The organism is Marinactinospora rubrisoli, from assembly GCF_042664915.1.
In the GTDB taxonomy this organism is placed as follows: domain Bacteria; phylum Actinomycetota; class Actinomycetes; order Streptosporangiales; family Streptosporangiaceae; genus Marinitenerispora; species Marinitenerispora rubrisoli.
This window is the reverse complement of sequence record NZ_JBHTBH010000001.1, coordinates 360,252-377,210: the sequence shown is the minus strand read 5'-3', so window position 1 is coordinate 377,210 and position 16,959 is coordinate 360,252. Positions and strand designations below refer to the sequence as shown.

Sequence of the window (16,959 nt, the reverse complement as noted above, 5' to 3'; positions counted from 1 at the left end):
ACAGCGAACACCCATGAGCAACCCGTCGCTACCGCCCGGCGCGTCCGCCCCCCGGGATGAGCAGTCCGGCCGGGGGCGGGAACGCGGTTCGTCCGATCCCGGCCACGACCGGGCCGAGGAGAGGCGGCGCGGGCGGGAGGACGGGGCCGCGTCCGGTTCCGGGGGCGCCAGCAGCTCCACGATGGCTCTCATCCTGCACGCCCTCACCTTCCTGTGCTGCGGAAACTGGCTCTTCGGCGTGCTCGGGATCACGTTCGCGATCCGCGCCGCACACCGGCGGGACCGCGGCCAGTACGCTCAGGCCGAGACCCTCACCCGCTACTCCTGGTACTGCCTGGGCGCGGCGGGGGTCATGTTCGCCGTCATGGCGATCCTCTTCGGCGTGCTGCTCACCCAGGCCGGCTCCTGGGTCGAGACCATCGCGCCGGTGACGAACTACTGACCGGCCTGCCGGCCGAATCCGCGTCCGCGACGCCCCGGCGGCCCTCTCCGGCATCCCCCGACCCCTTGCCAGGGCCCGTCCCCGCACCCCGCTGGTGCCAGCGCGCGGGTGGCGGCCCGACCCGGACAGGAGACGCATGAGCAACCACTGGCCCGGCCCCTCCGACTACTGGAGCGGGTCCGGGCGGCAGCCCGACGGCCACCCCGGCTACGGGAACGAGTGGCAGCACCCGCCCGGCGGCTACCCGCCCGTTCCTCCGCCGTACGGCCCGCCGCCGTCGCGGGGCAGCACCATCACGGCGATGGTCGTCGCGATCATCACGACGGTCGCCTGCTGCACGACGAACATCCTGGGCATCATCTTCGCCGCCATGGCGCTCGGCGAGCGCGACCCGGAGCGGGCCGAGCAGCTGACCCGCTGGGCGTGGACGTCCAACATCGTCCACGTCGCGCTGCTCGTGCTGCTGATCTCCGCCCTGATCGTGATGGGCGTCGCCGGCGAGCTGTGACGCGTCCCGGCCGCACACGGCGGGCCACGGCCGGCGGCGCGGCGACGCCCCGGGGACGTACCCTCGTCGGTGTCGCGGTACCGGCGGTGGCCGGCGCGCCTCCCCGGTGGCCGCAGCCCCGTCCGGACCCGGGCGGGCGGTCGCGCCCCGCCACGGACGCGGCAGGTGCTTCACTGGGCACCAGAGGAACCTACCCACGGAGGCATGCGTGTCCTGCCTGATCGTGCAGTCCGACAAGACGCTGCTGCTGGAGGTCGACCACGAACTGGCCGACGAGTGCCGCCGCGCCATCGCGCCGTTCGCGGAGCTCGAACGCGCCCCGGAGCACGTCCACACCTACCGGGTCACCCCGCTTGCGCTGTGGAACGCCCGCGCGGCCGGACACGACGCCGAGCAGGTCGTCGACGCCCTCCTGACCTACTCGCGCTACCCGGTGCCGCACGCGCTGCTCGTGGACGTCGCCGAGACCATGGACCGCTTCGGCCGGTTGCGGCTGCTCGCCCACCCCGCGCACGGGCTGGTGCTCCAGGCCGTGGACCGGGCGGTGCTGGAGGAAGTGGTCCGCTCCCGCCGGGTGCGGCCGATGCTCGGCGAGCGGGTGGAGCCCGACACCGTGGCCGTGCACCCCAGCGAGCGCGGCAACCTCAAGCAGGCGCTGCTCAAGCTGGGCTGGCCGGCCGAGGACCTGGCCGGGTACGTCGACGGCGAGGCGCATCCGATCGACCTCCACGAGGAGGGCTGGCAGCTCCGCGAATACCAGCGCGAGGCCGCCGACGGCTTCCACGCCGGCGGCTCCGGCGTGGTGGTGCTGCCCTGTGGCGCCGGAAAGACGATCGTCGGAGCGGCGGCCATGGCCCGGGCCCGTGCCACCACGCTGATCCTGGTCACCAACACCGTCTCGGTCCACCAGTGGCGCGCCGAGCTGCTCCGGCGGACTTCGCTCACCGAGGACGAGATCGGCGAGTACTCCGGCACCCGCAAGGAGATCCGGCCGGTGACCATCGCCACCTACCAGGTCATGGCGTCCCGCCGCAAGGGCGCCTACCAGCATCTGGAGCTGTTCGACGCCCGCGACTGGGGCCTGATCATCTACGACGAGGTGCACCTGCTGCCGGCGCCGATCTTCCGGATGACGGCCGACCTGCAGGCCCGGCGGCGCCTGGGACTCACCGCGACGCTGGTGCGCGAGGACGGCCGCGAGGGCGACGTCTTCTCGCTGATCGGCCCGAAGCGCTACGACGCGCCGTGGAAGGAGATGGAGAACCAGGGCTGGATCGCCCCGGCCGACTGCGTGGAGGTCCGGGTGACCCTCACCGACGCCGAGCGGCTCGCCTACGCCACCGCGGAGCCGGAGGACCGGTACCGGTTCTGCGCCTCCACGCCGACCAAGACCGCCGTGGTGCGTGAGCTGGTGCAGCGGCACGACGGCGAGCAGGTCCTGGTGATCGGCTCCTACATCGACCAGCTGGACGAACTCGGCGCCGCGCTGGACGCGCCCGTACTCAAGGGCGAGACGCGGGTGCGCGAGCGGGAACGGCTGTTCGCGGCGTTCCGCGCCGGCGAACTGCGCACCCTCGTGGTGTCGAAGGTAGCGAACTTCTCGATCGACCTGCCCGAGGCGGGGGTGGCGATCCAGGTCTCCGGGTCGTTCGGCTCCCGCCAGGAAGAGGCCCAGCGCCTGGGCCGGGTACTGCGCCCCAAGTCCGACGGGCGCACGGCGCGGTTCTACGCGGTGGTCGCGCGGGACACCCTCGACCAGGAGTACGCCGCGCACCGCCAGCGCTTCCTCGCCGAACAGGGGTACGGCTACCGCATCGTCGACGCCGACGACGTCCTCACCGGCGAGGAGCTGTAGCCGGGGCCGGGCGCCTCAGACGGAGGGCAGCCCGCCGAGGACGAACGTGAACCCGGCGATCGCCCAGGCCGCCAGCGAGTACCCGAGCGTCTGCACCCGCAGCGACGGGCGCTCCCGGAGGCGGGGCGTGACGAACGCGGCCACCATGAGGATGAACGCCAGCATGGCGGGGATCAGCGATGCGATGGCGAACAGGGCCATCTGGTCGACGCACGCCGAGTAGCCGGAGGCGAGCGGGTCGCCACAGAACACCTTGTCTCCCGAATCTCCGAACACGAACCACGCGTACGCGACCGCCGACGCGGCGGCGAGCGCCAGCGCCCCGGTGGGCAGTGCGAACGGGGCTCGCCACCGCCCCGGCCGCCCTCGCGTGGATGACACCTCATGACGGTACCGGTTCCGGCCTCCCCCCGCGCGCTCGCGCGCCGGTACGGGTGTGACCTGTGGGTTTCCACTGGACCGTGCGGCGGGGGTGACGCAAGAGTCTTCCGCCCCGTTACCGGGCGCCCTTCGCCGTGAATCATGGGGGAGGAAACAACACGGAAGGTGTGCGCCTCATGGCTCATCCGGCTATGTCCGATCCCGACACCGTCCACTCACGCACCGGCTTTCACTCGCTGCGCGCCGGTGGACTCAACTGGGAGTCGCTTCCGCTCAGGTTGTTCGCGAAGGGCAACGCCCGCTTCTGGAACCCGGCCGACATCGACCTGAGCCGTGACGCGGAGGACTGGCGGTCCCTGCCGGAGCGCACCCGGGACCGGGTCGCCCGGCTGTGCGCCCAGTTCGTGGCCGGGGAGGAGGCCGTCACCGAGGACATCCTGCCGTTCCTGCGCGCCATGAGCGCCGAGGGCCGCATGGCCGACGAGATGTACCTCACCCAGTTCGCCTTCGAGGAGGCCAAGCACGTCCAGGTGTTCCGGATGTGGCTGGACGCGGTCGGCGTGGACACCGACCTCCACGAGCACGTCCGGTCCAATCCCGGCTACCGGGTCCTGTTCTACGAGGAGCTCCCGGCCGCGCTGCACGCGCTCGACGCCGACCCCAGCCCGGGCAACCAGGTGCGCGCCTCGGTGACGTACAACCACATCATCGAGGGGTCGCTCGCCCTCACCGGCTACTACGCGTGGAACCACGTCTGCACCGCACGCGGCATCTTTCCGGGGATGCGGGAGATCATCCGGCGCATCGGCGACGACGAGCGCCGGCACATGGCCTGGGGGACGTTCACCTGCCGCCGGCACGTGGCCGCCGACGACGCCAACTGGGCGATCGTCCACGAACGGCTGCACGAACTGCTTCCGCACGTCCTGGCCACCGTGGGGAGCACCGACGACGGGACGGACGCCGGCGAAGGCTATGAACTGGGCGACACGCTGCTGAAGTACGCCACCGACCGGGCGCTGCGGCGGCTGGGCGCGATCGAGTCCGCACGCGGGGTGCCCGTTGACCGGATCGATGTGGACGCCGCTCCGGAACTGCTGGAGGAGGAGTTCGGGGCGGAGGACGCGGCTTCCCTCGGCATCCTGGCCGCCGGTCCGGACGGGCGGAGCTAGCCGTCGGCCGGGTTCACTTGCCCTCGCGCAGGACGGCGTCCAGGGCGATGCCGGAGGCGACGACGAGGGTGCGCAGCGGATCCGGGAGCTGGAAGCGGAACTCCACGGCGTAACGGTCGGCCTCGGTCAGCAGTTCGCTGGCCAGGCCGGCGAACCGCTTGGTGACCCGGCCGACCTCGGTGCCGTGCCCGTCGTTGATGACGAAGTCCCAGCCGGTGAAGTCCCCGGTGATCTCCCCGATGGGGCGCTCGTGGGCGTCCAGCAGCCGGAACTTGGGCTTCAGGAGCGTGAACTCCTGGTCGATCCGCCCGATCGGGCGGCCGTCGGGCAGGTTGATGAGCGTGCGCGGCGTGACGAACCCGAACTGCTTGTCGATGATGAGAAGCGGCCGCCCGTCGGGGGCGCGGACCTGGAGGGTACGGCGGAAGTTGCTCGTGTCCTTGGCCACGAACCGCAGCACCCGCCGCCCGGCGTTGAGGTTGAGCTCGCCGACGTGTGCCAGCGGCCGGCCCTGCGGGTCGTGCACGTGGTACTCGGACTCGTCGATGAAGTAGCGCCGCGGCTGCTCGACCAGCAGCACGGGGCTGGTGAAAAGATCGGTCACGTGTGATCGGACTCCGCGGGGCCGTCCACGGTTCCCGGGCGGCCGGCGGTATCGGTGCTGCTCACCGATCCGCGGACACCGGCGCCGGGCCCGGAGCGTACGGTGGACGCATGTCCACAGACCGTTCCGCGTCCTCCGCTCCCCTTCCCCCGGTGACCGACGTACCGCCCGGGGTGGTCGACGCGGTCGCCTGGGTGCACGTCCGCGACGGCCGGCTGCTCAACGTGCGCTCCGCGGGCAAGGACGCGCTGTACCTGCCCGGCGGCAAGCGCGAACCGGGCGAGAGCGACGTCGAGGTCCTGGTACGGGAGGTCCGCGAGGAGCTGGCGGTCCGATTGCGCCCGGAGACGGCGCGGCTGTTCGCGGTGGTCGACGCGGACGCGCACGGCTATCCCGACGGCACCCGGGTCCGGCTGCTCTGTTACACGGCCGAGCACGAGGGCGAGCCCACTCCGAGCGCGGAGATCCGGGAGCTGGCCTGGGTGGACGGCGCGGCGGCCGAACGGTGCGCACCGGCCGGCCGCCGCGTCCTGGAGGTGCTCCGCGAGCGCGGCCTGCTCGGCTAGGGCGGCCCGCCGGGCCGGCCGCGGGTGTCCCCGGCCGCACACGCACAGCGGAAAGGGCGGCCCCCGGTGGGGACCGCCCTTCGAGCGGTGTACCGCGACGGTGGACTAGAAGTCCATGCCGCCCATGTCGCCGCCGCCCGCCGGGGCCGCAGCGGCCTTCTCCGGCTTCTCGGCGATGACGGCCTCGGTGGTCAGGAACAGACCGGCGATGGACGCCGCGTTCTGCAGCGCGGACCGGGTGACCTTGGTCGGGTCGATGACGCCGTCCTTGAACAGGTCGGTGTACTCGCCCGTGGCGGCGTTCAGGCCGACGCCCGCCTCCAGGTTCTTCACCTTCTCCGCGACGACGCCGCCCTCAAGGCCGGCGTTGATCGCGATCTGCTTCAGCGGCTCCTCGACGGCGCGGCGGACGATGTCGGCGCCGATGGCCTCGTCGCCCTCCAGCTCCAGCTTCTCGAAGGCCGGGACGCTGGCCTGCAGCAGCGCCACGCCACCACCGGGCAGGATGCCCTCCTCGACGGCGGCCTTGGCGTTGCGGACGGCGTCCTCGATGCGGTGCTTGCGCTCCTTGAGCTCCACCTCGGTGGCGGCGCCGGCCTTGATGACCGCCACACCGCCGGCCAGGCGGGCCAGGCGCTCCTGCAGCTTCTCGCGGTCGTAGTCGGAGTCGGTGCGCTCGATCTCGGCACGGATCTCGTTGACCCGGCCGGCGATCGCGGTGGCGTCGCCCACGCCGTCCACGATGGTGGTCTCGTCCTTGGTGACGACGACCTTGCGGGCGCGGCCGAGCAGCTCAAGCTCGGTGTTCTCCAGCTTGAGGCCGACCTCCTCGGTGATGACCTGGCCGCCGGTCAGCACGGCGATGTCGCCGAGCTGGGCCTTGCGGCGGTCACCGAAGCCCGGGGCCTTGACGGCGACGGACTTGAAGGCACCGCGGATCTTGTTGACCACCAGGGTCTGCAGCGCGCCGCCCTCGACGTCCTCGGCGATGACGACGAGCGGACGGCCGGCCTGCAGGACCTTCTCAACGATCGGCAGGAACTCGTTGTTGTTGGAGATCTTCTGGTTCGCGATCAGGATGTACGGGTCCTCCAGGACCGTCTCCATGCGCTCCAGGTCGGTGGCGAAGTACGGCGAGATGTAGCCCTTGTCGAAGCGCATACCCTCGGCGAGCTCCAGCTCCAGCCCGAAGGTCTGCCCCTCCTCGACGGTGATGACGCCTTCCTTGCCGACCTTGTCCATGGCCTCGGCGATGATCTCGCCGATCTGGGTGTCGCCGGCGGAGATGGAGGCCGTGGAGGCGATCTGCTCCTTGGTCTCGATGTCCTTGGAGAGGTTGGCCAGCTCCTCGCTGATGCGGGCGACCGCGGCCTCGATGCCCTTCTTCAGCCCGACCGGGTTGGCGCCGGCGGCGACGTTGCGCAGACCCTCGCGCACCAGCGCCTGGGCCAGGACGGTGGCGGTGGTGGTGCCGTCACCCGCGACGTCGTCGGTCTTCTTGGCGACCTCCTTGACGAGCTCGGCCCCGATCTTCTCCCACGGGTCTTCGAGCTCGATCTCCTTGGCGATCGAGACACCGTCGTTGGTGATGGTGGGCGCGCCCCACTTCTTCTCAAGGACGACGTTGCGGCCCTTGGGGCCGAGCGTCACCTTGACGGCGTCCGCAAGCTGGTTCATGCCGCGTTCGAGGCCGCGCCGGGCCTCCTCGTCGAACGCGATCAGTTTGGCTGCCATAGAGTTCTGTCCTCCCGAGACCGGGCTGATACGCGAAGGTACGAGCCGACGCCCGCGACGGACGACCATGGCGCTCCCGGCAACCCGTCTGCCGGAGGACCGCGGCCTCATCGCCTCGAACCTGGGTTAGCACTCACCATGGGGGAGTGCTAACGATCCCTTTTCTAGCACTCTCCACAGGCGAGTGCAAACGCCCTGGCCGGATTTCGCCATGCGGTTACCCGCAGGTCAGCCCCGGGAAAACGTCCGGCCCGCGACCGCCGGGTGCGGGCGCGGGCCGGAAAGGCACTGTGGCGGGCGGATCGATCAAGAGCCGCCGGCGACCGCCGGGATGATCGACACCTGCCCGCCGCTGGGGACGGCGGTGTCCAGGCCCTGGGCGAACCGGACGTCCTCGTCGCCGACGTAGACGTTGACGAAGCGGCGGATCCGCCCGTCGTCGTCGAGGATCCGGGCCCGGATGCCGGGGTGGTTGGCCTCCAGGTCGGCGAGCACCTCGCTGAGGGTGCTGCCCTCGGCGGAGACCTCCGCCGCGTCCGAGGTGTAGCTGCGCAGGATGGTCGGGACGCGCACGCTGACGCTCATGACTGTGGAACTCCTTGCGGTGGTGGGAATACGGGAGCGCGCGGCCGGGCTCAGGCGAGCCCGGCGTCCTTGAAGGCGGCCAGGGAGGGCGGGATGGTGGCCGTGACACCGGCACTGGCGACGTTGAGGGTCTTGAGCCCGTCTCCGGTGTTCAGCACCACGGTCTCGGCCTCGGGGTCGAGCACCCCGTCGGCGAGCAGCTTGCGCAGCACGCCGGTCGTGACGCCGCCGGCCGTCTCGGCGAAGATGCCCTCCGTGCGGGCGAGCAGCGCGATGGAGTCGACCACCGCGGCGTCGTCGACGTGCGCCACGGCACCGCCGGTACGCCGGCAGATGTCCAGGACGTAGGGGCCGTCGGCCGGGTTGCCGATCGCCAGCGACTTGACGATGGTGTCCGGCTTGACCGGCTGGATGACGTCGTGGCCCTGCTCCCAGGCGCGGGCGACCGGCGCGCAGCCGGTGGCCTGCGCGCCGAAGATCCGGTAGGGCCGATCCTCGACCAGGCCGAGCCGCACCAGCTCACGGAAGCCCTTGTCGATCTTGGTGAGCTGCGAGCCGGAGGCGATGGGGACGATGATCTGCTCGGGCAGCCGCCAGCCCAGCTGCTCGGCGATCTCATAGGCGAGGGTCTTGGACCCCTCGCCGTAGTACGGGCGCAGGTTGACGTTGACGAAGCCCCAGTCCTCGCCGGCGGGGTCGCCGATGAGCTCGGAGCAGAACCGGTTGACGTCGTCGTAGTTGCCGTCGATCGCCACCACCTTGCCGCCGTAGACGGCGGCCATGCGCACCTTGGCCTCCTCCAGGCCGGCCGGGATGAAGACGCACGACTCGAACCCGGCGCGCGCGGCGGCCGCGCCGACCGCACCGGCCAGGTTGCCGGTGGAGGAGCAGGAGAGGGTGCGGAACCCGAAGTTGCGGGCCGCCTCGACCGCCATGGCGACCACGCGGTCCTTGAACGAGTGGGTGGGGTTGCCGGAGTCGTCCTTGACGTGCAGCGAGCGCAGGCCCAGTTCGGCGGCCAGCCGGTCGGCGCGGACCAGCGGGGTGAGTCCGGGGTTCATGTTCGGCAGGTCGCGCACGTTCTCCGGCACGGGCAGCAGCCCGGCGTACCGCCAGATGTTCTTGGGGCCGCGTTCGATGGACTCGCGGCTGACCGGCCCGAACTCGTAGGCGACTTCGAGCGGGCCGAAGCAGAACTCGCAGGCGAAGCGGGGGCCGAGGTCGTACCGCCGGCCGCATTCGCGACAGGAGAGGGCGGCGGCGGGGCCGAAGGAGGGGGTGGTGGGCGTGCTGGTTTCCGTGGCGGTTACCGCCATGCGAGGCGTCTCCCCTCATCTTTCCTGGAGCCGCTCTGACCCCAGGCCGGAGTTGGCACCTGTCCCGGCCGCCTCGCACCAGACGCGAAGCGTTCACCGGGATGGTTGCCGGGGCTTCGCCGGGCCGGTCCCTCCACCCCTCTGGATGAGCAATATGAAGTTCTGGTGGACGGTGCGTCCGCTCGGGCGGACCACCTGATCCGTGCGTCACTGTAACCGACGCGTCGCCGGATCGGCCATCCGGGGTGACCGATCTCGCGGACCCGCCCACGGCGCGGCGGGTTTGCGGCCTGCACAGAGGGTCAGTAACCCAGCACGCGGCACGGTGACACTGCGCGTCCGGACCCGGTGACCCGCCTGTGATCGGCGGGTGGCCGTGTAGTTAAGTAGGGGTTCCTGACAACCCGGTGGAGAGGTGGACGATCAGGTGGACAAGGCGCAGATCCTCGTCGCTTCCAACAGAGGCCCGGTGTCCTTCTCCGTCGCCGATGACGGCTCCCTCGCCTTCCGGCGCGGCGGAGGCGGGCTGGTCTCCGGGCTGAGTTCCGTCGCAGGGGAGATCGACACGCTGTGGGTGTGCGCGGCACTCTCCGACGCCGACCGCAAGGCGGCCGGCACCGCGCCGGGCGGCCGGCTCGACCAGGCCGGTTTCGACCTCGGCGGCGCGCGGGTGCGCATGCTCGACATCCCGCCGCGGACCTTCGCCAACGCCTACACGTCGGTGGCCAACTCCACCCTGTGGTTCGTCCACCACATGCTCTACGACACCCCGAACAAGCCGCACTTCGACGCGGACTTCCGTGCCCGGTGGGACGACTACCGGGAGTACAACGGCGCGTTCGCCGAGGCACTGGTCACCGGCGCCGCCGAGGGCGCCCGGGTGGCCGTGCAGGACTACCACCTCGCGCTCGTGCCGCGCATGATCCGCGGCCGGCGGCCGGACCTGCGCATCGCGCACTTCTCCCACACCCCGTGGGCGCCGCCGGAGTACTTCCGGATGCTGCCCCGTGACATCGCGCGAGAACTGCTGGAGGGCATGCTCGGCGCCGACCACGTCGGGTTCCTCAGTCTCCGCTGGGCGGACGCGTTCCTGCGCTGCTGTGAGACGTTCCTGCGCGCCGAGGTGAACTGGGCCACCCGCACGGTCGACTTCGGCGGCCGGATCGTCCGGGTCGGCGTGCACGCCCTGGGCGCGGACGCCGAGGGGCTGCGCGCGCGGGCCGCCGCGGACGACGTGGCCGAGCGCCGCGCGGCACTGCGCGAGCTGGTCGGCGACCGCCGGCTGATCGTGCGGGTCGACCGCACCGAGCTGTCCAAGAACATCGTGCGCGGCCTGGCCGCCTACCGCGAGCTGCTGGCCCGCCGCCCGGAGTGGCGCGGCCGGGTGACCCACCTGGCGTTCGCCTATCCGAGCCGCGGCGACGTGCCCGAGTACCGCGAGTACACCGAGTCCGTGCAGCGGATCGCCAAGGAGATCAACGAGGAGTTCGGCACGCCGGACTGGACCCCGCTGATCCTGGAGGTCAACGACGACTACCCACGGTCGCTGGCGTCGTTCCAGCTCGCCGACGTGCTGCTCGTCAATCCGATCCGCGACGGCATGAACCTGGTGGCCAAGGAGGGGCCGGTGCTCTCCGAGGAGGGCTGCGCCCTCGTGCTGTCCACCGAGGCCGGCGCGGCGGACGACCTGGGCGAGGACGCGCTGCTGGTCAACCCCTACGACGTCTCCGAGACGGCCGAGACGCTGCACACCGCGCTGTCCCTGCCGGCCGGGGAACGCCGCGCACGCTGCGAGCGGCTGGCGGAGCGGGCGGCCGCCCTGCCGCCGCAGCGCTGGTTCACCGACCAGCTCCGCGCGCTCGGCTGAGCGGCGTCCCTCGTTCTCCAGGGGCATCACCCGTCCCGCCACGGCCCTCGCGTCGCGGCACCGTCACGGCGGTGCGGTGGCGCGAGGGCGCGGGCCGGGTCAGCCCTCCAGGGCGGCGGCGAGTCCGGCGAGCAGGCCGACCACACCGGCCGGACCGTCGACGACGAGGTCGGCGCGCCCGGCGAGCTCCGGCACCTCGTCCGAGCCGCTGCACACGGTGAGCCCCGCGACACCACGGCCGCGGAGGTCGCGCACCGCGTCGAACGCGGCGAGGTCGCCGAGGTCGTCGCCCGCGTACAGCAGGGACGTCGCCCCGTGCTCCGCCACGAAGCCGGTCAGGGCGACGCCCTTGTCCATGCCGGGCGGGCGGAGCTCGACGACCATGCGGCCCGGTTCCACGGTGAGACCGGTACGGGCGGCGAGGTCGGTGAGCGGGCCGCGCACCAGTTCCAGCGCGCCGTCAGGGTCGCTCGTGCGGCGGGTGTGGACGGCGAGCGCGTGCTGCTTGTCCTCGATCCAGGTCCCCGCGGGCACGGCCAGCCGCTCCAGCAGCCCCGGCAGCTCGGCCCGCGCCACGGCGACGCCGGGCGGCGGCTCCGGCACGGTCAGCCGGCCGTCGGCCCAGCGCTCCCGGCCGTACTGGCCGAGCACGGTGAGGCCGGAGAGGCCGTCGGCTCCGGCGAACCCGCCGTACTCCACCGCGACCGCCGCCGGGCGGCCGGTGACGATGACGAGCGCCCGCACCAGCGGGGACAGCCGGGAAAGGACGGCCGGCACATCAGGGTGGGCCCGGGCGTCCCGGGGGTCGGGCACGATCGGCGCGAGGGTGCCGTCGAAGTCGAAGGCGAGCACCGCACCGGACGGGTCGGCGAGCAGCCGGTCCAGGGCTGCCGCTCCCTCGGCGGTACGCGGTCGGGGCAGAGTCATCCAGCGCTACCTTCTCGTCGCCTGTCACGCCGCCGGGCACCGAAGCCCGCTGCGGCGCAGGGTGGGCGGCCGTGGACGGGTCCTCTAGAGCTGGATGCCCAGCATACGGGCGGTGCGCTGACGGCGGCGGTTGGCGCGCAGCCGACGGAGCCGCTTGATGGTCATCGGGTCGTGCGCCAGCGCGGCAGGGTTCTCGATGAGGCCGTTGAGGAGCTGGTAGTAGCGGGTGGCGGAGAAGCCGAACTCGGCGCGGATCGCCTGTTCCTTGGAGCCTTCGAGCTTCCACCACTGGCGTTCGAAGGCGAGAATGCGCTGCTCGCGTTCGGCGAGCTCGGGGACGGACGGTCCGTTCTCGTCGGCGGACGCCCCGTCCGCCGGGGAATCGGACGGTTCTTTCACGTATGGCCCGACATCTGACATTGGGCGCCTCCTCGTCCGGATTGGCGCGACTTATCGTAGCGACTCGCGGCATCGCCTGAGGAGACGCGCTCGGGCGATCGAGCATCCGGGTGACAGATGCCTCTCCCTTCCGCCGGGTGGCGGACCGCGGAACCTCCGACGCTGGACTGGACCGGCGCACCGCGACTCCCCGCCACTCCGGCGATCGAGCCTACCCGCGCGACCGCCCGTCTCCCCGGGCGCCGGCTCCGGGCTTCCCCGAGAGAGGGCCCCGCACGCGTGGCAGAATGACCACCGCCCACACGCCTTCGTGGCCGGGAACGGATAGCACGGTCTACGTGGCCGGGGGCGAAGACGGCCCGGCGACACACCGGGGCGGGATCGGCGCAACGCGGGAGGGAACCATCGCCATGCACACGAGGACGCCCGGCACGTCCGTCGCGTTGGGAAGCTGTGCGGCGATCGGCGGCCTCGGCCTGCTCGGCCTGCTCGCGCCGCCGGTCCTGGCGGACACCGCCCAGCAGGACCTGCGTGCCGAACAGTGGAGCTTGGAGGCGATCGGCGCCGCCGAGGCGTGGGAGCGCACCGAAGGGGCCGGCGTCACCGTGGCGGTCCTGAACACCGGTGTCGACGACACCCACCCCGACCTGTCCGACAAGGTGGAGATCGGCGGTGACTACACCGGGCAGGACCTCGCGCCGGGCGATGAGTACTACGGCGCGAACGGCACCATGCTGGCCGGGATCATCGCCGCCAACGGGCACGGGCAGGAGCACACCGGCGGAATCATGGGGGTCGCGCCCGCCGCGGAGATCCTGTCGGTCCGGGTCACCCCTGAGGCCGACGACCCGGCGGCGGGTGCCGCCACCGCCCGCGCCGACGCCGTCGCCCAGGGAGTACGCCACGCCGTCAACCAGGGCGTTCAGGTCATCGCGCTGCCGGCCGGCGACGGTGGCCCGGCCAGCGAGGCCGAACAGCAGGCCATCAGTTATGCGGTGCGGCACGGCGTCGTGGTCGTCGCCCCGGGCGGCGACGGCGGGAGCACCGAGCCCGAGTACCCGGGCGGGTACGAGGGGGTGCTGGCCGTCGGAGCGGTGGACGAGACCCGGCAACTGGCCGCCACTTCCAGCCGCCAGGAGAACATCGCGGTGACCGCGCCCGGTGCGGCGGTTCCGACCATCGCGGCGGGCGGCGGCTACACCGAAGCCGACGGCACCGCCGCGGCCGCCGCGTTCGCCGCCGGCACGGCCGCGCTCGTCCGGGCCGAGTTCCCGCAGCTACGGCCGCAGCAGGTCACGGAGGCGATCGTGTCCGGAGCGCAGTCGGTCGGCGGCGCCCAGGGCCAGCCCGGTCACGGCGCGGGCCTGCTCAATGCACCCGGTGCGCTCGCGGCGGCCGAAGGCGTGGCCGAGGACGTGCCGCCCTTCGATCCCGACCTCGCCGAGGACGACGGTGGTCTGCCGATCCCCGCCTGGACGCTGTGGGCGGGCGGCGGCGTACTGGTGCTGGCGCTGCTGGTGGCCGGCGTGCTGGTGCTGCGCCGCCAAATGGCGAACCCGTACGGTCTCCCGCCGCGCGAGGAGGTCCCGGTGCCCGAGTCCGAGGCGCCCCGGCGCGGTGCGCACCGGGCCGCCCGGTCCCGGAAGTAACGCCGGCGCCGCCGCGCGGATTCGCCTCGGCTCAGTCGGTGAACGCGGCGCGCACGGCGGCCCGCAGGTCGAACAGGCCGGTGCGGCGACGGCCGTGGTGCACCGCGTTCGTGAGCAGCCCGACGTACCGCCCGGTCTCGGGGTGCAGGAACAGGCTCGTTCCGGTGTAGCCGTTGTGGTAGACGAGACCGTCGGCGTTGACGAGCCAGCCCAGCCCGCGCCACAGCCCGTCCTCGACCACCACGTACGGCTGCCAGCTCTGCCGGACGAACCGCGCGAACTCCCGGGGCCCCTGCTCACCGGAGTACACGCGGAGCAGTTCGCGCGCGTAGCACCCCAGGTCCGTGGCGGTGGTGAACACCCCCGCGTGCCCCGCGACACCGCCCATCAGCGCGGCGGCCTCGTCGTGCACCACACCCCAGGCCGGTGCCGCCCCGGGAACGCGCCGCTCGGTCGGGGCCACGCCGGCGCCCCGGGGCAGCGGGCCGTAGGTCGTGGCCGCCATCCCGGTTCCCCGCCACAGTTCCGCGGCGAGCCGGTCCAGCGGGTCGCCGAGCAGCCGCTCCAGCAGCAGGCCCAGCAGGATGAAGCCGCGATCGATGTAGCGGTAGCCCTCCTCGTCGAGGGGTTCGGACAGGATCGCCTCGGCGAGGTCCTGCTCGGTGCCGACGTAGCGCTCCAGCCAGGTCACCGGGTTCAGCCGGGAGGTGTGGGTGAGGATCTGCCGGACCGTCACCGACCCTCCGGCGTACGGTCCGCCGGAGAAGTACCGCGAGAGCGGCGCGTCGAGGTCGAGGATGCCCTCGGCCACCGCCCGGCCGACGAGCGGCCAGGTGGCCATCACCTTGGTCAGGCTCGCGGCGTCGTAGCGCACGTCCGGGGCGGCCGGCGCGTCGCCGCACAGCGTGGTGATCCCACCGACGGCGACGAACTCCCACATGCTCCCGGTGCCCACGACCGCGACGCCCCCGGGCAGCCACTCGGCGTCCACCATCACCTTCAGGACGCCACGGATCTCCGTTCCGGTCTGCGCGACCCAGTCACCATCCCGCACGTGCCCCTCCTCGCTGGCGCTACCCCCGTTCGGCCGATACCCGTCCGGAGCACAATCGTCACCCGTGGACCGGTCCTGCGGAAACTCTCCGGGACCGAAACCGGGGACCGAAATACCGAACCCGCGGTGGGTCAGGCGGTTCGAAAAGCGATTCAGCAACGGACGGTGCCGTCCCTTATACCGTGAGAAAGGAAACCGGTCGCGAAATCCCGCCAACCACCAGGCATGTGACAACCGACACACGAAACGCGAACATCGCCCGCAATCCCCACGAGACAGCGCTCAGGGCATTCAGGTCCGGAAAAACCGCGGAAAGGCCGCCGCGCCCCGGGGGCGGGAGCGAAGGCCCGGCGACAGCAGCACACCTGCGGTCAGTCGTCAGAAGCCGCCGACGCGGCGAAACCCCGCCGATCCGCACGCCGTTCGTCCGGAACGGCGAGGCCGGAACCGACGAGGAGGCGGAATGCGGTGCCCCGGCCACCGACGGCCGGTCGGCGACCGGGCCGGCTGGACCGTGCCATCGCTGGAGACCCCCGGTCAGGAGGTGGCCGACGGCGAACCGGTGGTTCGCCTCCCGCTCGACCTGGACGGTCACGCCGACCGGCTGGAGGGCGTGCAGCGGGTGGTGAATCGATGGAGGCGGAGCCGGGCGCGGCCCGGGCCCGGACGCGGCGGAGCCGAACCCGGTGAGGTCGGGCATGAGCGGCTGCCCAGACAGCGGTGCGGCCAGCGGAGAATCGCTGACGCTCGCGTATCCGCCCAGATGACGGGGGTTGGAGCCGACGAGGGGACTTGAACCCCTAACCTGCCGCTTACAAGGCGGCTGCTCTGCCAATTGAGCTACGCCGGCCGGTGTCCGACACCCAGGGGAATGCTACCGGCTCACCGCCCTTGACCGGACGAGCGGCGGCGTGCCACCTCGTACAGGGCGACGCCCGCGGCCACGGAGGCGTTGAGGGACTCCGCTCCGCTGATCGGGATGCTCGCCACCGCGTCGCAGGTCTCGCGCACCAGCCGGGACAGCCCCCGGCCTTCCGAGCCGACCACGACCACCAGCGGGTCGGTCGCGAACGGCAGGTCGTCCAGCGCGGTGTCCCCACCGGCGTCGAGGCCGACGACGAAGATCCCCGCCTTCTTGTACGCCTCCAGTGTCCGCGTCAGGTTGGTGGCCTGGGCCACCGGCAGGCGGGCCAGGGTGCCGGCCGACGTCTTCCACGCCGCCATGGTCACGCCCGCCGAGCGGCGTTCCGGGATCAGCAGGCCGTGCGCCCCGAACGCGGCCGCGGATCGGGCGACCGCGCCCAGGTTGTGCGGGTCGGTCACCCCGTCCAGGGCGACGATCAGCGCGGGCTGCCCGGCTTCCGTGGCCGATTCGCGCAGGTCGTCGGCGTCCCAGTACCGGTAAGGCGGTACCTGCAGCGCGATGCCCTGGTGGACCGCGTCCGGCTGGCCGCTGCTGTCGCAGCGCCGGTCGAGTTCGGGCCGGGTCACCTCGTGGATCTCGATCCCCGCGGCACCGGCGAGCTTGGCCGCCTCGGAGACGCGTTCGTCCTTGTCGAGGCTGTTGACCAGGAACAGCCGGGTCGCGGGCACGCCGGCGCGCAGCGCCTCCACCACCGGGTTGCGGCCGATCAGCAGCTCCAGGCCGCCGCGGCCCGGGCGGCGCGATGCGGCGGCACCGGCGGGCGCGGCACGGCGCCGGTCCTCGCGCTCCTTCTCCCGGGCCCGCTGCTTGTCGGCGTACCAGTGCCGCTGCTCCGCGGGCAGCGTCCCCTTCTTGCCCTCCAACGCGCGCCGTCCCTTGCCGCCGCTGCCCTTGGTCGGGCCCTTCTTGCTCTTCTTCGCCGGCATGGCCGTCGTCCTTCCGTAGAGTCGCGCGCGTGCACGCCGCAGAGCCGCG

At 72.4% G+C, this 16,959-nt stretch carries 16 protein-coding genes, 1 tRNA gene and 1 riboswitch; of the genes, 7 read left to right on the top strand and 10 right to left on the bottom strand.

Annotation, left to right across the window (positions count from 1 at the left end):
* Positions 1-13 precede the first annotated feature (13 nt).
* The 3 genes from ACFQRF_RS01780 to ACFQRF_RS01770 all read left to right on the top strand — a co-directional run bounded on the left by ACFQRF_RS01780 (position 14) and on the right by ACFQRF_RS01770 (position 2,805).
* Complete coding sequence (locus ACFQRF_RS01780; protein WP_379868225.1) at positions 14-442, top strand: CD225/dispanin family protein; 429 nt, start codon at positions 14-16, stop codon at positions 440-442.
* A 136-nt stretch (positions 443-578) separates the two neighbouring features.
* Positions 579-950, top strand: a complete 372-nt coding sequence (locus ACFQRF_RS01775; RefSeq protein WP_379868223.1) for a hypothetical protein — start codon at positions 579-581, stop codon at positions 948-950.
* 208 nt (positions 951-1,158) lie between these two features.
* Positions 1,159-2,805, top strand: a complete 1,647-nt coding sequence (locus ACFQRF_RS01770; RefSeq protein WP_379868221.1) for a DNA repair helicase XPB — start codon at positions 1,159-1,161, stop codon at positions 2,803-2,805.
* A gap of 15 nt (positions 2,806-2,820) precedes the next feature.
* Here the strand turns inward: ACFQRF_RS01770 and ACFQRF_RS01765 are convergent, their stop codons facing one another.
* Positions 2,821-3,186: a hypothetical protein gene (locus tag ACFQRF_RS01765; RefSeq protein WP_379868220.1), complete on the bottom strand. Its 366-nt coding sequence runs from the start codon at positions 3,184-3,186 to the stop codon at positions 2,821-2,823.
* Between the two features lie 176 nt (positions 3,187-3,362).
* Here ACFQRF_RS01765 and ACFQRF_RS01760 point away from each other — a divergent pair, with 176 nt between their 5' ends.
* Positions 3,363-4,358, top strand: coding sequence for a R2-like ligand-binding oxidase (locus tag ACFQRF_RS01760; RefSeq protein WP_379868219.1), 996 nt, complete (start codon positions 3,363-3,365; stop codon positions 4,356-4,358).
* A 13-nt stretch (positions 4,359-4,371) separates the two neighbouring features.
* Here ACFQRF_RS01760 and ACFQRF_RS01755 read toward each other — a convergent pair whose 3' ends face one another.
* Positions 4,372-4,962, bottom strand: a complete 591-nt coding sequence (locus tag ACFQRF_RS01755; protein ID WP_379868217.1) for an LURP-one-related/scramblase family protein — start codon at positions 4,960-4,962, stop codon at positions 4,372-4,374.
* 110 nt (positions 4,963-5,072) lie between these two features.
* On the opposite strand from ACFQRF_RS01755, the gene ACFQRF_RS01750 reads away from it, so the two are divergent.
* Entirely contained in the window at positions 5,073-5,528 is a 456-nt protein-coding gene (locus tag ACFQRF_RS01750; protein ID WP_379868216.1) for an NUDIX hydrolase, read from the top strand.
* Between the two features lie 105 nt (positions 5,529-5,633).
* On the opposite strand, the gene groL is transcribed toward ACFQRF_RS01750, so the two are convergent.
* The 3 genes from groL to thrC all read right to left on the bottom strand — a co-directional run bounded on the left by groL (position 5,634) and on the right by thrC (position 9,163).
* Complete coding sequence (gene groL / locus ACFQRF_RS01745) at positions 5,634-7,262, bottom strand: chaperonin GroEL (RefSeq protein ID WP_379868215.1); 1,629 nt, start codon at positions 7,260-7,262, stop codon at positions 5,634-5,636.
* Positions 7,263-7,568: 306 nt separating this feature from the next.
* The gene (locus tag ACFQRF_RS01740) at positions 7,569-7,847 is read right to left on the bottom strand and encodes a MoaD/ThiS family protein (protein WP_379868214.1); all 279 of its coding nucleotides are present in this window, start codon (positions 7,845-7,847) and stop codon (positions 7,569-7,571) included.
* 50 nt (positions 7,848-7,897) lie between these two features.
* Complete coding sequence (gene thrC / locus ACFQRF_RS01735; RefSeq protein ID WP_379868213.1) at positions 7,898-9,163, bottom strand: threonine synthase; 1,266 nt, start codon at positions 9,161-9,163, stop codon at positions 7,898-7,900.
* A gap of 12 nt (positions 9,164-9,175) precedes the next feature.
* Positions 9,176-9,315, bottom strand: a riboswitch (SAM riboswitch).
* Positions 9,316-9,590: 275 nt separating this feature from the next.
* Here thrC and ACFQRF_RS01730 point away from each other — a divergent pair.
* Positions 9,591-11,030 (top strand): alpha,alpha-trehalose-phosphate synthase (UDP-forming), encoded by a 1,440-nt coding sequence (locus ACFQRF_RS01730; protein ID WP_379868999.1) that lies wholly within the window; start codon positions 9,591-9,593, stop codon positions 11,028-11,030.
* 99 nt (positions 11,031-11,129) lie between these two features.
* Here ACFQRF_RS01730 and otsB read toward each other — a convergent pair whose 3' ends face one another.
* On the bottom strand, positions 11,130-11,957 hold the full coding sequence (gene otsB / locus ACFQRF_RS01725) for a trehalose-phosphatase (RefSeq protein ID WP_379868211.1): 828 nt from the start codon (positions 11,955-11,957) through the stop codon (positions 11,130-11,132).
* Between the two features lie 84 nt (positions 11,958-12,041).
* Positions 12,042-12,377 carry a DUF3263 domain-containing protein gene (locus tag ACFQRF_RS01720; RefSeq protein WP_379868210.1) on the bottom strand — a complete coding sequence of 112 codons (336 nt, stop codon included), beginning with the start codon at positions 12,375-12,377 and terminating at the stop codon, positions 12,042-12,044.
* A gap of 389 nt (positions 12,378-12,766) precedes the next feature.
* On the opposite strand from ACFQRF_RS01720, the gene ACFQRF_RS01715 reads away from it, so the two are divergent.
* Positions 12,767-14,005 (top strand): S8 family serine peptidase, encoded by a 1,239-nt coding sequence (locus ACFQRF_RS01715; protein ID WP_379868209.1) that lies wholly within the window; start codon positions 12,767-12,769, stop codon positions 14,003-14,005.
* A 31-nt stretch (positions 14,006-14,036) separates the two neighbouring features.
* Here the strand turns inward: ACFQRF_RS01715 and ACFQRF_RS01710 are convergent, their stop codons facing one another.
* The 3 genes from ACFQRF_RS01710 to rlmB all read right to left on the bottom strand — a co-directional run bounded on the left by ACFQRF_RS01710 (position 14,037) and on the right by rlmB (position 16,910).
* On the bottom strand, positions 14,037-15,059 hold the full coding sequence (locus tag ACFQRF_RS01710; protein ID WP_379868207.1) for a serine hydrolase domain-containing protein: 1,023 nt from the start codon (positions 15,057-15,059) through the stop codon (positions 14,037-14,039).
* A gap of 774 nt (positions 15,060-15,833) precedes the next feature.
* Positions 15,834-15,909, bottom strand: a tRNA-Thr gene (locus ACFQRF_RS01705).
* A gap of 32 nt (positions 15,910-15,941) precedes the next feature.
* The gene (gene rlmB / locus ACFQRF_RS01700) at positions 15,942-16,910 is read right to left on the bottom strand and encodes a 23S rRNA (guanosine(2251)-2'-O)-methyltransferase RlmB (RefSeq protein ID WP_379868206.1); all 969 of its coding nucleotides are present in this window, start codon (positions 16,908-16,910) and stop codon (positions 15,942-15,944) included.
* Positions 16,911-16,959 lie beyond the last annotated feature (49 nt).

Coding starts and splice junctions, on each gene's coding strand:
- ACFQRF_RS01780 (WP_379868225.1), top strand. CDS start 14: ATGAGCAACCCGTCGCTACCGCCCGGCGCGTCCGCCCCCCGGGATGAG.
- ACFQRF_RS01775 (WP_379868223.1), top strand. CDS start 579: ATGAGCAACCACTGGCCCGGCCCCTCCGACTACTGGAGCGGGTCCGGG.
- ACFQRF_RS01760 (WP_379868219.1), top strand. CDS start 3,363: ATGGCTCATCCGGCTATGTCCGATCCCGACACCGTCCACTCACGCACC.
- ACFQRF_RS01750 (WP_379868216.1), top strand. CDS start 5,073: ATGTCCACAGACCGTTCCGCGTCCTCCGCTCCCCTTCCCCCGGTGACC.
- groL (WP_379868215.1), bottom strand. CDS start 7,262: ATGGCAGCCAAACTGATCGCGTTCGACGAGGAGGCCCGGCGCGGCCTC.
- ACFQRF_RS01740 (WP_379868214.1), bottom strand. CDS start 7,847: ATGAGCGTCAGCGTGCGCGTCCCGACCATCCTGCGCAGCTACACCTCG.
- thrC (WP_379868213.1), bottom strand. CDS start 9,163: ATGGCGGTAACCGCCACGGAAACCAGCACGCCCACCACCCCCTCCTTC.
- otsB (WP_379868211.1), bottom strand. CDS start 11,957: ATGACTCTGCCCCGACCGCGTACCGCCGAGGGAGCGGCAGCCCTGGAC.
- ACFQRF_RS01720 (WP_379868210.1), bottom strand. CDS start 12,377: ATGTCAGATGTCGGGCCATACGTGAAAGAACCGTCCGATTCCCCGGCG.
- ACFQRF_RS01715 (WP_379868209.1), top strand. CDS start 12,767: ATGCACACGAGGACGCCCGGCACGTCCGTCGCGTTGGGAAGCTGTGCG.
- rlmB (WP_379868206.1), bottom strand. CDS start 16,910: ATGCCGGCGAAGAAGAGCAAGAAGGGCCCGACCAAGGGCAGCGGCGGC.